The organism is Mesorhizobium muleiense, assembly GCF_900099905.1.
In the GTDB taxonomy this organism is placed as follows: Bacteria; Pseudomonadota; Alphaproteobacteria; order Rhizobiales; family Rhizobiaceae; genus Mesorhizobium; species Mesorhizobium muleiense.
In genome coordinates, this window is sequence record NZ_FNEE01000011.1 from 155,352 (window position 1) to 168,721 (window position 13,370).

The following is a 13,370-nucleotide window of genomic DNA, read 5'->3' on the forward strand; positions in this document are numbered from 1 at the left end:
GCTTTGCCGAGGCCCTAGGACGAACCCGCTGGTGCAGAATACACACCGACGGCCTGTCGACCTGGATGTTCGCTGCGTTGAGGAGGAATCCGGTATTGCCCCTGTGCCTGCCGATGATCCGCCGTCTGAAATCCCCGCACCTGTTTGGAGCCATCGACCGCCTGCCGGCACTCGGCAGACCGGTTGGCAATAAGACGTTCGAGGTCGTCAATCCGTCGACCGGCGAAGTTTTGGCAGAGCTTCCCGATATGGGCGTGGAGGAGACACGTGCTGCGGTAGACAAGGCCTATGTTGCGCAGTCGGGATGGGCCGCGTTGACTGCCCGAGAGCGTAGCGACGTTCTTTGGCGATGGCATCAGCTGATCATCGACCATGCAGGCGATCTCGCCGCGATTCTGACTGCGGAAATGGGCAAGCCGCTTGCCGAAGCCATGTCAGAGGTATCGCATGCGGCGGCGTATCTGCAATGGTATGCCGAGGAGGCCAATCGCGTCTATGGCGAGACGATCTCGGCACCCTCGACAGACCGCCGAATGCTAGTGATCAAGCAGCCCATCGGCGTTGTTGGCACGATCACGCCATGGAATTTCCCGGCCTCCATGGTGGCGCGCAAAATCTCGCCGGCCTTGGCTGCGGGCTGCACGATCGTGCTCAAGCCCGCTGAACAGACGCCGCTCGTGGCTGGCGCAATGTTCGCCCTTGCCCATCAGGCCGGCTTTCCCGATGGCGTGGTCAACCTGATCTATGCGTCCGAAGGTGATCGCGTCGGCCGTGAACTCTGCACCAATTCCAAGATCCGCAAGATCAGCTTCACCGGTTCGACCGAGGTCGGGCGGCTGCTGATGCGTCAGTGCTCTGACCAGATCAAGAAGGTTAGCCTTGAGCTCGGCGGCAACGCACCTTTCATCATCTTCGATGATGCCGACATCGACGCTGCTGTTGACGGTGCGATCCAGGCGAAGTTTCGCAATGCCGGCCAGACCTGCGTTTCGGCGAACCGTATTTACGTCCAATCGAGCGTTCACGATGAGTTCGTCAAGAAATTCGTGGAGAAAGTCCGGCACTTGTCGGTTGGCGACGGATTCGATGCCGGAGTGGACATCGGACCGCTCATCGACAGGCATGCTCTGGCCAAGATAGAGTCTCACATCGCAGATGCCATTGCGAAAGGCGGCACAATACGATGCGGGGGCCAACGTATCGGCAAGAATGGCACGTTTTTCAAACCCACGGTCCTCACCGAGATTTCCAGCGTCATGGCAGTCGCGCAAGAGGAGACATTCGGGCCGCTGGCGCCGATCATTCGCTTCAACGATGCGGATCAGGTCGTGCGCGAGGCCAATGACACGATTTACGGCCTCGCCGCATACTTCTATGCCTCCAACATGAAGCGGGTCTGGCGTGTGGCAGAGGCTCTGGAATATGGCATGGTTGGCATAAACACGGGACGCATGTCCTCGGAGGCGGCACCGTTTGGCGGCATGAAGCAATCCGGCATCGGGCGGGAGGGTTCCCGCCATGGCCTCGAGGACTATCTGGAAATGAAATATCTCTGCATGGGCGGGATTTGAAACCTGCTGCACTGTCTCTCCGCCCACCGGCCGCCCACCGGGGGCGGCCTGCGGTCAATGCCGCCACCTAATTTGAAGTTCCTAACGCCGTTGACCTGAAACACGGATGCCCGGCAGGAGACTGAGCTCGCTGCCGGGCCGGACATGCCTTGGGAGGGCATAAGTCAGCGCTCCTAGGGCCGATGGGGCCACTCAGTTCGTGCGCCTTTTGCCGATTGCGTTGCATGTGCCGTGCCAAGCCAAAAAGCATTGATAAACCGCCGATGGATCAGCTTTTGCCCTGTTGCGCACTCTACATTGTGGGATATGCGACAATGCCCAAGCGGTTGGATCGTCGTGTTGCAGACCCCCAGACGGGTCATGATTGCTATTCTTAGGACAGTGCGCAGCAAGCGCTACCCGCTGTACTACAGGCACACCATTTCCATAATCAAGCGGTGAGTGCGATGTCTGACCGAGCTGTCGGTCCAGGGGACAGTGTGAGGTCTCAAATCCCTCCATATTGTTGCACCCGCCGGTCCAACAGGACTGCAGGTCCGGACTCAAAGGATCTTGGCTGCTATGGCGACATTGCGGTGCACGCCGCTTTCCGACCACTGATGTGGGTTCAGGTCGAGGCCGGCCCTAATGAACCACCGCCTTGGCAACTTCACCGATGTCATTGTGGCGTCGGCCGACGCCTGACCAGAGCGTACCCGCAAGGCGCCATGCAGATCTGTCGGCGGGCGAACTGTTGGTGACGGGTCAGCTGCGAGCGAACGTTCATCCACTGACGCACAGCGCGGACTGTCGCATTTCAAACTAGGAAATCTCTGTAGCCACCATTCATGAGCGCGCGGCCACGCGAGACGGCCCGACGGATGCGGTCGCGCAGATGATCGCGAGGATCCGCCCAGTCGGCATGGACGCGCCGTTGACCGATGAGAACTTCGGCGAGCTCGCGATGTGGTGCTCCGGCGAGCGAACCGTCGAGCGCACGAAGAACGAAGGACAAACGGACGCCGCGCTTTTCCGGCGCAAACAAGCGGGGGGGCAAATGTTGCCCTAGACTGAGAGCATTGAGGCACTCCAGTCCCCTCAGTCGATGCTTTAAAAGCACCGCGGGCCAGATGGCTTGCGTATGCAGGCAAACAGGGTGGAGGATATTCGCGCCCGAGACGGCGAGCTGCAGCGCGTGGTCCGCATTGCGAAGAAGAACATGCTGGCTCTTGTCGGGCGCCTGCAGGACGGTTGCACGACAGGGCAATGCCGAGAGTTCGAACGGCGGTGTCGGCGACGAGGCAGGCAACCGTTCCGCAATGAGCGGCAGCACATGGACGCACCAGAGCGGACACCAGAATACGACCGAAGCGCGGCCACAAGACTCCGCGAAACAGAACACCCCAGCGTGACAGGTCGCCGGCCGACGCGACCATATCGAGAAAGGGTCGGAGAGACCAAGTCTTGCAATGCTGGCGCGCAGCGGTCAGATCGCGCTGGAACGCCGGGTTGCGGCGTAAGAACTCCCAAGCCCACTCCCGCAGCGTCAGGCCAGCGGTGTAGTCGTATGATCTTTCATCCCGCCAATCGGCCTGATCCGCGCCAGTCAGGAGATTCATGACTGACACCCCCTGCCCGCGCCTGCGTGCGTAGAAACATTATGCCACTTCGCAAAGCACCGGCGAAGGCAGCAGACGTCGAAGGCACCTTTTTGTTGAAGCGTCAGCCATCGCCACTGTCGGCGACAGAAGATGTGCGCAAATTGCCACCAGACCGTTGAACCCGCACAGTGACGGCCAGCGCGACCTGAGCACGCCGAGGGAATTGATTCCGTCACCGTCATCGGCTCCTGCGTCCCATCCAGACGTCCCTTGAAGGCGCAGAAGCGCGGCAGTGGATGGAGCTGCCTGTCGGCAAGTTTTCGTAGCGGCGGCGCCATAGGCACGGTCATCGGAGGGTCTCCTGCGGCAAGTTTTCGCCATTGGAGGCCAATCTCCCCGCTATGGCAGCCTGTGCAGTTGCACAGGTGAAGCGGACCAATCAGGGGGGAGCTATGGCGGAAACTGGGTGATGACGGTTTGAGGAGAGCGGCGTATCGAGGCGGGTGATGAAGCCTGCCAGTACCTCTCAAGGAGAGCGATACGCCATGAACGAGACTATCAACATTGTTCGCCTTCGTCAGCCCGACGAAATCGGTGATACCTGACGGATGTACTTCGCAGCGGCGCGCGCAAATTGCTTGCGCAGGCGATCGAGATGGAAGCCGAGGCGTATGCTAAGGCGGTCGACTGCCTGACGAAGGATCAGAATGCGTTCCTGGCGTTTTACGATTTCCCCGCCGAACACTGGGATCATCTGCGAAGGTCCAATCCCATCGAAAGCGTCTTTGCGACCGTTCGCCACCGCACGGTGCGTACCAAGGGCTCGCTATCCTCGAAAACCGCCCAGCTGATGGTCTTCAAGCTGGTCATGGCCGCGGCCAGGACGTGGCGACGATTGAAAGGACAAAATCAGTTGCCGAAACTCATCGCAGGTGCCAGGTTCCTGGACGGAATCGAGGTCATCGAAACGAAGCCGCAGAGCGCCGCTTGATCAGCCTCGTCACCCAAATTCCAGCATAGCTCCATCGGAACTGCCAGCCTTCCTTGCCAATCAGGCGCAGATCAGCGCTGACGATACCGAGGACGGCGACGGCGATCACCTCCAGGCCGCCGAGTAACGACCCTCAAAACACCGCCCTGGGCCCGGCCGTCCCATCGGGCCTTTTCTGTTTCTGGACAAAGAGCAAACATACGTCCGCAAGCGACATTTACGAGAATGCCCCACTCGGGAGCCTGATCAACTATGGTGATCGTGCCCCCAAACAGCTTGCCCGACAGGACCTTCTCATGAACGCCCTTCCCGCACGAGCCGCCGGCATTCCGGCTGGCTTCCTCGATCAGACCGCGTCCGACCGGACCAGCCGCGCCACCCGGATTCTGCATGCCGCCGACCAGATCACGCCCTTCCTCGAACGGGGTCGGCCGATCGGCGCGAATGCAAGGGAGCGGGCTTTGCAAAGACCGGCAAGGCAGAATGGGATTTCTGGGAACTGGTCGAGGCCAGCCTGAACCGGTATCTTGTGCCTGCCCTCGGGAGTCGCTCTATCCCCCATGTGACCGACACCGACATTGCTAACATCACCAAGAAGATCGTCGCCGGGGGTCACCCGCAAGCGGCTAACACGGCCTTCTGGTATATGCGGGCATTTTCAACTGGTGTCGCAAACCGCCGCAACGGCTCATCGCGGTTTCCCCGCGAGGAATTGGAAAATCCGGCCCCGATCGTCAAGCGCAAGCGAGTGATGAACGATGCCGAACTGGCGGCTATCCGGTGTCGCAAACCGCCGCAACGGCTCGTCGCGGTTTCCCCGCGAGGGATTGGAAAATCCGGCCCTGATCGTCAAGCGCAAGCGAGTGGTGAACGATGCCGAACTGGCGGCTATATGGACGGGCTGTGAGCCCGAACCGGGCGATATCGGCTATTCGTTCGGCTCCATCGTCAAGCTGCTCATGCTGACCGGACAGAGGCGTACGGAAGTTGCCGCGATGCGTTGGTCTGAACTCAACCTTGAAGCCGGAACATGGGACCTATCGGCGGACCGCACGAAGAACGAAGAGCCTACGCTTATTCCGCTGTCCACACTGGCGGTGTCGGTCCCCCAGTCGGTACCGAAGACCAATGACACGTTTCTTTTCCCTGCGAGGGGCAACGGCTTTGGAGAACTGGACCCTTCACGATCTGCGCAGGACGCTCGCGACAAATCTCGGCAGGCGGCAGGTATTGCCACACGTCATCGAGCACATACTGAATCACAAGGCAGCGTCCCTGACAGACATAAGCGAAATCTACAATCTCTATACCTACGTCAAGCAAAAGCGCGAGGCGTTGCAGATGTGGTCAAATCACATCGAATGGCTGATCAAGCAGGCTGCGGAAATGGACGCTCTGGCGGCGTAGCTGCTGGCATGGGCGGAAGATGCGGCGCAACAATCGTCAGCGCCTCATCGAATTGGAGATCATGCTTGACCAGCAAATGTGCGGCCAATGCTTCGATGGCCGACCAGTGATCGAGTACTAGCCGGGCCGTGCGATCTTCGATCCGCCCCCAATCGGGGCGGCGCGGCATCAGGAACCGCAACTCACGATAGATTCGCTCGGCATTCGCGTAGTCGCCGCTCCCCTCATTCTCGTCGGACGCATTCATCGCCATATCGAACGGGTCCAGATAGCCTTTGAATGCGGATTCTGCAAAAGGACCTGCCAGATACGCAACTATCTGCCGGATCGCACCATCGCGTTCGAAATATCGATCAAAATCGTCCTGGAAAATCGGCTTTCGCTTCGAGGTGAATCCTTGCGCTGAATAAAAACACTTGCTCATGACAACACCAAGGTAATCTCCGTCACCGGGGTCGGGGTAAATACTAACACTTGAGAAAGCAGGGAATTCACGGTCGTCGTCGAACACCTGACGCATCAAAACGATGGCGGCCACCGCGTGCCCGGCTTCGTGGTGCGCCACAGGCGCGAGAGGTTGGGAGGCTACATTCATGCGGTGCGGCTCTCAGGTCTAGTTTGCATAGGACCGCAACCGTCGTGCCAACTGGGAAAATCGTTTCGGACAATGCGATCGCTCCGATAGCGTTGTGTCTCCTGTCTGACATGGTTGGGAAGTCGACACGCGCCCGTCGCAATGCGGTCGACCTTCCGCGCGAGTTGGGTGACCCGTGAAGGCGGCCGACCAGGACGATGTTGCGCTGATCGGCGACGAAGGCGCCGCCGGGGCGAGATCGCGCATCAGGGGTTCGGTGACCGGCGTGTCGGCGAAGTCGAAGTCGTCGATGTCCTTGGCCAGCGGCAACTTGCGACGGCGAACTGGTATTTGATGGAGCGGGCCTGCTTCTCCGATATCTCGGCCTGCAAGAGATCACCGACAATCCTGGGCGGCTCGTGCTGTCGCTTGATGGCGACGCCCATGATCTCGTCATAGGCGCTGCGCATTCCGTAGAGCTTCAGCGCTCCCATCAGTTCCAGTACCTCGGTGCGTTCCATGGCTGTTTGTCCTCCTGAGACTGTCATAGCGGGCGCAGTCGGCGACCGGCTCGTGAGCCAGCGTCAGGGCCTGGGGAATGGAAAGGATCGTGCCCGCCGCCGGATCGCGGCTGCGGGCCAGGATGTTGAGGATCACCGCCGCCGAACAGACGCCATGCTCGAGCGCTTCCTGGCAGGCGCTCTCGACCGCGCTCAATCCGTCGGTCAGAACGCAGGTGAGGATCGACACCATCTGCCGGTCGCCGTCATCGGCCGCCCCTAGCTTGCGGCGCACCTTCTCCATGGCTGATGGCAGAACCCATTCCCGGAAAGGCGCGCCGTTGCGCAGGCCGTTCGGTTTGCGGGCCAGCACCGGCACGTAGTGCCAGGGATCGTAGACGACCTCGTTGCGGCCGAAAGAGCGTGCGTGCTCGCCGACGACCGCGCCATCCTGGCGGATGACGATGCGGTCGGCATAAGCATGGATCTCGACCGGCCGACCGACGGCGCTCGACAGCACCGAGTATTTGTTGTTGTCGAAGCGCAGCGTGCAGGTCTTCGACACCGACGCGGGAATGCAATGGTAGCCGTCGAAGCGACCGGCATAGGGAATGAAGCTGGCGCGTTCTTCTTCGAATACGTCCCAGATCGTGCGCTCACCCTGTTCGGGATGCCGACGCGCCTTGGCATTGGGCAACGCATTTGTCGGCCAGCCAGCCGTTGAGATCCTCCAACGTCTTGAAGCGCAGCCTCGGTGTGAAGAAGCGCTCGCGCACCAGCCCGACCTGGTTCTCGACTTGCCCCTTCTCCCAGCCCGCCGCCGGTGTGCAGGCCTCCGGCTCGACAAGGTAATGCCCCGCACATCTGCGCAAAGCGGCGGTTGTAGCGGCGATCCCTGCCGATGAAGATCGCGTCCACCGCCGTCTTCATGTTGTCGTAGATGCCGCGCGTGCAGGCGCCACGGAAGAAGGCGAACGCCCGGTCATGCGCGTCGAACACCATCTCCTGCGTCTCGCGCGGATAGGCCCTCACGAAGAACATGCGGCTGTGGCAGAGCCGCATGTGCGCGACCTTCACTGTCACCGTCATGCCGTCGAGCAGGACGATCTCGTGACTCCAGTCGAACTGGTAGGCCTCGCCAGGTGCAAAACTCAGCGGAATGTAGGCCTCGGCCACGGCGCTGCCGCGTTCCGCCGCCCAGCTCTGAGCATGCCGCCACCCCGAACTGTAGCTGCCGTCATAGCCGAGGCCGCGAAGCTCCTCGAAAATACGGATCAGCGTCAGCCGCTCCCGCTGCGGCTTGGCCGCATTCGCCGACAGCAGCCGGTCCAGCGTCTCACGCCAAGCTCCCATGCGGGGATAGGGCTGGTGCTTGCGCTCGTAGCGGAACTCCGTCTCCTCAGAACGCAGGACCTTGCGCACCACCTTGCGCGAGATCTTCAGCTCACGGCAGATCGCTTTGATCGACTTCCCCTGGACCAGCGACAGCCGACGTATCTTTGCAATCGTCTCCAAAACCAACATCCAAAACACAAACGCCTCCGATCAAACCGGAGGCATCTTGATGACCCCATCGTTAAGGGGTCCCGTTTGGACGAAAATCACCCCTTAAACAGGGTCCTCATCCACGAAAAATCAATGCACTACCTTCCAAAGCTGAGAGAGATCGCCACCGACCGCTTTGAAGGGGCTTTCGGCGGTCTCGTCAGCGAGGTTGTGGCATGAAGAAACATCAATCCACCGCATTGGGCCGAAGCATGCCACGGGCTCATGCCGCGGAGAGCGGGAAGATATTCTTGAAAGAAGCGGTCTCCGACATCAATACCGACAGGATCGGCAGTTTTCTCACGTCACTTGAGGTCGAGCGTGGCAGTTGCGACCCGCAATGCAAGGCTGGCGGCGATGCATACCTTTGCGCGGTCCCTGATCTCGGAGGACCCCGAATATATGGATACGCTGCAACTGGTGGTGACACTTCCCTTCAAGAGGGCGCGCGGGTGGCACCTGTCGAATATCTCGAAGGGCCCGGAAAATCAAGAGCGTCCTGGCGCGTATTGACCGCCGCACGCCTCTGGACAGCGGGATTACGCGCTGTTCTCGCTGATGTTCAATACGGATGCACGAGTTCAGGAAATCCTGAAACTTCGAATTTTGACCTTCGTCTGGTATCGCCCTGTCCCGCCGAGCAAAGGGGCTTTCTCAACGACCGCGGCACACCGCTGACCCGGTTCGGTGTTCGATACTTGCTGCGCAAACATTTTGATATGGCTGCGGGGGAAGGAACCACCCTGGCGGAAAAAGCATCCATCACCGCTCTTTGCGGCACACGACGGCCATCCACCTTGTCAAGGCGGGTGTTGACATCGCCACCATCAGTCAATGGCTAGCCACTCGGGGCTGAACGTAACGTGCGCTACGCCCGGGCCGGTATCGATATGAAGCGGCAAGCGCTCGAACAAGTCTTTCCCGACGTGATGTCATCGGCAAAAGATCAGACAATCATCGCTATGATGGCGGGATGTTACGCTGGCTGCAGCGCTTGTAGACGCTCAGTTATGTGGAGTTGTATCGTGGGAAGTCGCGCGTCTGTGGGCTCTTGCGTTGTCAGCTCCACATCTCTCCGCAGTGCACGTTGTCGCTGTCGAAGAGCCGTCTGTTCATGACTTCGTGCTGGCACGGCAAGGATTGTCCATATTGTGGGCGTCTTGCGCTTGCCGAGCTTGTCCGAAATCCAGCGCCGGATCAGGCGTGAACACTGTTGCGTAGTTCGTCAGCCAGAGCGCGGAGAACGTCGGCGCTCCCTTCCAGCGCCGTAAAAGCGTAGGGATTGAGGAACTGTCGGCCCCAGAACAGATTGCGATCTGTGCCGGATAGCGCAGCTTCCTCGCTGACACGCGGCCAATTCTCCGCAATGCATCGGAGCTGGCCTTCAACAATCGCAAGAGCTTCCGGCGCGCTGAGCAGGAAGTGATGCGCGGCTTCAAGGCACGACGCGATCCGGCTCATGCGGTTATTGCCGCTGATGAGCATGGCCTGGCTGGCCTCCTGGCCACTGCGGGCCTGCGGACAAATATCGTAAGCAGGCGTGAGGGTGAGCTTAGCCCCGTCCCAGAATGCCGCATGGTTGCGGGCATGATCGTCGGTGTTGCCGCAAAGTATGTTGAAGACAATGCGGCCGAACAACTCGCGCAGAGTTTCCGACGGCGCGGTGAATCGGTGGCGAATGATCTCCGCCAAATCCTGGTAGCTGGCGTAACGCGCCATCATCTCATCGAGCGCGAGCATCGTCAGCGCTGAGACCATGGATTTGCGTTGCCAGCCGCCCGTGACCTTGATCCGGTCGAATCGCTCGACGAGCAACACGTCCTTGCCTGCGGCGCGAACGAGCGAGACGGATGCCGCTCTGATGCCGCACAAGGCGGCAAGCCGCATGGCTATGAATTCTCCTTTGACGACGCTGTAAAGGTCGGCAGACGAGGAAAATTTCGCGACATGCTTGATGGCGTCGTCCTCGATCAGCGCCTTTGGCCTTGCGCCGCCGATCGAGCTGCCGTGATGCAGCGCCTGATCTAATTCGGAGGTGAGCGGAATACCTTTCTCTACCCGCTCCGCCGATTGGACAAGCTCTTCGAGAGTGGCATTGGCCAGTGCGCGCGGCTCGTAATTCGTGGGCGAAAACTGAAAATCGAGCGCGCCGATGCGGTCCGAGCCTGATTCCAGCAGGAACGTCAGTTCTGAAATATCGAGCCGCGCGATTTCATCGCCCTTCACACCGAATTTGCGGTTTAGGATAACCCGTCGTCCCCAGGCATCGGGGGCAGCATCGCGGATGCATCCCGGCATGGTTAGGCCAGGAAGCAAAGGCAATTCGCCTGCCTTCAGGGGCAGTTCCGGGAGATAAAGCGGGATCGCGCTGCCCAGTTCACGAAAGCTCCTGCCATAGTTGAAGCTGACGAGTCCGTCATGGGCATATAGCCGCCCGGCGACAACCGGCGCGGTCTCGCCCGGCAGCCAGACCCAGACATAGGCTTCGTCGTACTTGGGGACCTTAGAACTCATCGACGATCTGCTTGCCGGCCTTGTAGACGTGCTTCGGCAGCAGCGCGATGCGATCGTCCATGCGGCCTGTGAGGGCTGTGATGCCCTTGCCGTCCGCATCGAACAGCTTCACACCGACAATGGCAGCAGCTTCGAACATCAGTCCGATTTCAACTTTGGGATCGCCCTTCTCGATGCGCTGCAGGGTGCTGCGTGAAACACCGATTCTCTCGGCTAACTCCTGTGCGGTTAACCGGTGCTGCATCCGGCCCAGCCGGATGGTCTTACCGAAAAGGCCAAGCGCTTCCATTGCGTAGCGCGAATAGGTGCGTTTATGCGTTGCCGTCATTCGGGTCTCCGTGACCTATCCATGAGCCATATCACCTCATTTCGACCTATATAGGTAACGTCGCAGAGCGACTGCCAAAGTCAAGCCTCCGTATCGTATGATCCAAATCCCCCTGATTCGACTTTATATGCAGCAAGAGTTCGCATCACGGCTACGTTCGGAAAGCGAGGTAGAATGCGACGGGAGACGCAAGCGTTACCCATCCGAACAAGGACGGCGAATATTGCCTACGGCTCCTGCACAACCGGCCAGCTCTGCGCGCCTCGGGCGAGGCGGAGATCTGGCGCTGGACCGCGGACAGCCTTGAGATGCCTCGCATGAGTCATTCGATGGGCGGTCCCTGGTGCCACTACGCCAAGCGCGATGAAGCGTTGCGGTCTTCGTCGCGCGCAACGGCGAAAGCGTGCAGGAGGATGGCTCGGGTCAGGGTGGACAAGCATCTGCGTAACAATTTGCTTTTCGAGGACGGGACGAGTCCAGGTTGGCCGCTGCTCAAGGCGCTGGCTCCGCAGCAGAGCGGAGTGAACTGGAAAGTCTGGTCCGGCGTCGAGGCACGGCGCAAGGCCTGCCGCGACGGGCGCGGATAGTGCTGCTGGCCAGCGAGAGGATGTAGAACAAGGAAATTGCCTTACGCCTTGGTGCAACGCCCAACACAGTGGGCACATTGCGTCGGCGCTTTGCCGAACAGCGGCTCGATAGCCTTTACGATGAACCGCGTCCCGGCGCGCCCGATGAGGAGATTGCCGAGACGATCCGGTTGACGCTGGGAGACGACGCCGCGGGACGCAACCCACTAGCCTGACTCTGCAATCTTGAGGAGCGCCAAGTTTATTCTGGCGTGCGGCGAGCTCAACGCCGAGCCGCTTGGCATCGATGCACGACACGACGTGATGCGGCGGTGTCGCACGGGTTCTCACGGTTTGTGGCTTCGGGATCGCGCGGAAGGCCACGCTTTTCTGGCGGCTCGCGCACCGGTGCCAGACGGCCGTCGGGACCTTAAAATCGACGGGATGACCGGCGGACAACACCTCCACGCCGGCCATACCAGGCCTGGCGGACCGCCCGGACAATCCTGAGATCCTGGCCAACGTCGGCGCCGCTTGGATAGCCGCGATTGAATGGATTGCGCGCAGAGGCATTGTGCGTCCTTAATGCACGCATGGTCTTACGTGCTCAGCGTCAGAAACGACTGCGCTTAAAACGTCAGCTTGAAGCCGGCCGACAGGGTCAAGGCATAGAAGTCCATGCCAGCGCTATCCTTGTGGGCTCCTTGTTCGCCGGTCGCGATGCTGTAGGCCGTTTTCTAGCCTTTGTTGCGAAAATATTTGTCGACATTGCCGGCCAGGAAGACGCTGGCGCGGTCGGTCATCTGATAATCGATCTTGGCGCCGGCCGAGATGAACGGCACCGTGAAGAAGTCGTCCTCAAATCGCAGGCCGCGCCCCTCCTCGCGCAGCCAGTGATGGTCAACAGCGCTTGCATCAACGGTGAAGCCGCTGCGGAGCAGACCCGAGAGCGTCAAGTTCCCGAGCGTCGTGGTCGCTTTCGCGCCAAGGAACAGGCCGAAATAGCGCTGTTCGTAATCGATGACCGGTTCGCCGTCCGGGAACTTGCCGCGATCCTCGCGAAAGCCGAAGCCGTCCCCACTCTATATGTACGAACCGCCATAGGCCTTCCACTTCATGTTGGTGTATTTGAAGCCACCATGAAGGTTGATAACCGTGGCATCGTTGATCACGAAGTCTGGGCCTGCTGCCATGTCAAGGTTGATGTAGCGGTCAAGGCGGGTGTCGGGGTGGATTGACTGATCCGACCAATCCTGTCCGGCAATACGCCGTTGGCTGAGATGGTCCAGTTCTTCCAGACCTCGGCCTTTAGCCCGGTGGTCAGAACCGGCGCGCCGGTTTCCCAGATCAATTTGCTGATACGATTGCCCACTTCGTCGTAGAAAAGCTCGTTGCCCTTTAGCCAGGTGTAGCCAACGCCACCAAGAAACACGACGCTCTTGTCGGGCGCTGAATAGGTGGTCGAATGCGCCGCCATGGCGATGGTCGACGATGTGCAGAACGTGCCGAAAGCAAGAATTGCAAATGCTGATGTGCAGCGATTCATGGGGCCTCCTCGGGACATCCGTTGGTGATCTTTCGTTGAACGATGGCGGCTCACAGCGCCCGTTCGCAGGCGTTGTTTGTCGCGGCGACCATTGCTGGGCATTGGTGCAAAGACGTTGAACTCCGATGCGATGTCCGGGACGGCTTTGGTCATTGCCCTTTGTCTGGTGCGCTGCATAGAACGGCTTGGTCCGCCCACTACCGCGTTGCCGGGCCATATAAGAGATTTGGCCCGACGCGAGAGGCGGC

At 60.0% G+C, this 13,370-nt stretch carries 11 protein-coding genes and 5 pseudogenes; 6 read left to right on the forward strand and 10 right to left on the reverse strand.

The window, feature by feature from the left end:
• Positions 1-113 precede the first annotated feature (113 nt).
• The gene (locus BLT09_RS19900; protein WP_370463503.1) at positions 114-1,571 is read left to right on the forward strand and encodes an NAD-dependent succinate-semialdehyde dehydrogenase; all 1,458 of its coding nucleotides are present in this window, start codon (positions 114-116) and stop codon (positions 1,569-1,571) included.
• A gap of 796 nt (positions 1,572-2,367) precedes the next feature.
• On the opposite strand, the gene BLT09_RS19905 is transcribed toward BLT09_RS19900, so the two are convergent.
• Both BLT09_RS19905 and BLT09_RS35840 read right to left on the reverse strand, forming a co-directional pair.
• Positions 2,368-2,883, reverse strand: coding sequence for a DUF2285 domain-containing protein (locus BLT09_RS19905; protein WP_236473688.1), 516 nt, complete (start codon positions 2,881-2,883; stop codon positions 2,368-2,370).
• 115 nt (positions 2,884-2,998) lie between these two features.
• Positions 2,999-3,169 (reverse strand): annotated as a pseudogene (locus tag BLT09_RS35840) (transcriptional regulator domain-containing protein); the annotation flags it as partial.
• A 607-nt stretch (positions 3,170-3,776) separates the two neighbouring features.
• Here BLT09_RS35840 and BLT09_RS19910 point away from each other — a divergent pair.
• The 4 genes and pseudogenes from BLT09_RS19910 to BLT09_RS35000 all read left to right on the forward strand — a co-directional run.
• A pseudogene (locus BLT09_RS19910) lies at positions 3,777-4,142 on the forward strand (transposase); the annotation flags it as partial.
• 296 nt (positions 4,143-4,438) lie between these two features.
• Positions 4,439-4,660 carry a hypothetical protein gene (locus BLT09_RS33785; protein ID WP_127323343.1) on the forward strand — a complete coding sequence of 74 codons (222 nt, stop codon included), beginning with the start codon at positions 4,439-4,441 and terminating at the stop codon, positions 4,658-4,660.
• 44 nt (positions 4,661-4,704) lie between these two features.
• Positions 4,705-5,049 carry a hypothetical protein gene (locus BLT09_RS34995; protein WP_236473687.1) on the forward strand — a complete coding sequence of 115 codons (345 nt, stop codon included), beginning with the start codon at positions 4,705-4,707 and terminating at the stop codon, positions 5,047-5,049.
• An 88-nt stretch (positions 5,050-5,137) separates the two neighbouring features.
• Positions 5,138-5,549: pseudogene (locus BLT09_RS35000) on the forward strand (site-specific integrase).
• Here BLT09_RS35000 and BLT09_RS35005 read toward each other — a convergent pair.
• From BLT09_RS35005 to istA, 3 genes and pseudogenes are all read right to left on the reverse strand, one after another.
• Positions 5,512-6,144, reverse strand: coding sequence for a hypothetical protein (locus BLT09_RS35005; RefSeq protein WP_164747218.1), 633 nt, complete (start codon positions 6,142-6,144; stop codon positions 5,512-5,514). The pseudogene BLT09_RS35000 and the gene BLT09_RS35005 overlap by 38 nt on opposite strands.
• Before the next feature lie 184 nt (positions 6,145-6,328).
• Positions 6,329-6,644, reverse strand: a pseudogene (locus BLT09_RS19925) (ATP-binding protein); the annotation flags it as partial.
• Positions 6,577-8,147: pseudogene (gene istA, locus BLT09_RS19930) on the reverse strand (IS21 family transposase). The pseudogenes istA and BLT09_RS19925, both read right to left, overlap by 68 nt.
• A gap of 272 nt (positions 8,148-8,419) precedes the next feature.
• Between istA and BLT09_RS33790 the strand changes: the two are divergent.
• The gene (locus BLT09_RS33790; protein ID WP_126057761.1) at positions 8,420-9,010 is read left to right on the forward strand and encodes a hypothetical protein; all 591 of its coding nucleotides are present in this window, start codon (positions 8,420-8,422) and stop codon (positions 9,008-9,010) included.
• 355 nt (positions 9,011-9,365) lie between these two features.
• On the opposite strand, the gene BLT09_RS19940 is transcribed toward BLT09_RS33790, so the two are convergent.
• The 5 genes from BLT09_RS19940 to BLT09_RS35015 all read right to left on the reverse strand — a co-directional run bounded on the left by BLT09_RS19940 (position 9,366) and on the right by BLT09_RS35015 (position 13,275).
• Positions 9,366-10,682 carry a type II toxin-antitoxin system HipA family toxin gene (locus BLT09_RS19940; RefSeq protein ID WP_091595870.1) on the reverse strand — a complete coding sequence of 439 codons (1,317 nt, stop codon included), beginning with the start codon at positions 10,680-10,682 and terminating at the stop codon, positions 9,366-9,368.
• A complete protein-coding gene (locus tag BLT09_RS19945) occupies positions 10,672-11,010 on the reverse strand; it encodes a helix-turn-helix transcriptional regulator (protein ID WP_029354813.1) in 339 nt (112 codons plus the stop codon). The genes BLT09_RS19940 and BLT09_RS19945 overlap by 11 nt, the downstream gene beginning before the upstream one ends.
• 1,303 nt (positions 11,011-12,313) lie before the next feature.
• A complete protein-coding gene (locus BLT09_RS35845) occupies positions 12,314-12,532 on the reverse strand; it encodes an omptin family outer membrane protease (RefSeq protein ID WP_425284474.1) in 219 nt (72 codons plus the stop codon).
• 126 nt (positions 12,533-12,658) lie between these two features.
• On the reverse strand, positions 12,659-12,811 hold the full coding sequence (locus tag BLT09_RS35850) for an omptin family outer membrane protease (protein WP_425284476.1): 153 nt from the start codon (positions 12,809-12,811) through the stop codon (positions 12,659-12,661).
• Complete coding sequence (locus tag BLT09_RS35015) at positions 12,745-13,275, reverse strand: hypothetical protein (protein ID WP_236473727.1); 531 nt, start codon at positions 13,273-13,275, stop codon at positions 12,745-12,747. The genes BLT09_RS35850 and BLT09_RS35015 overlap by 67 nt, the downstream gene beginning before the upstream one ends.
• Positions 13,276-13,370 lie beyond the last annotated feature (95 nt).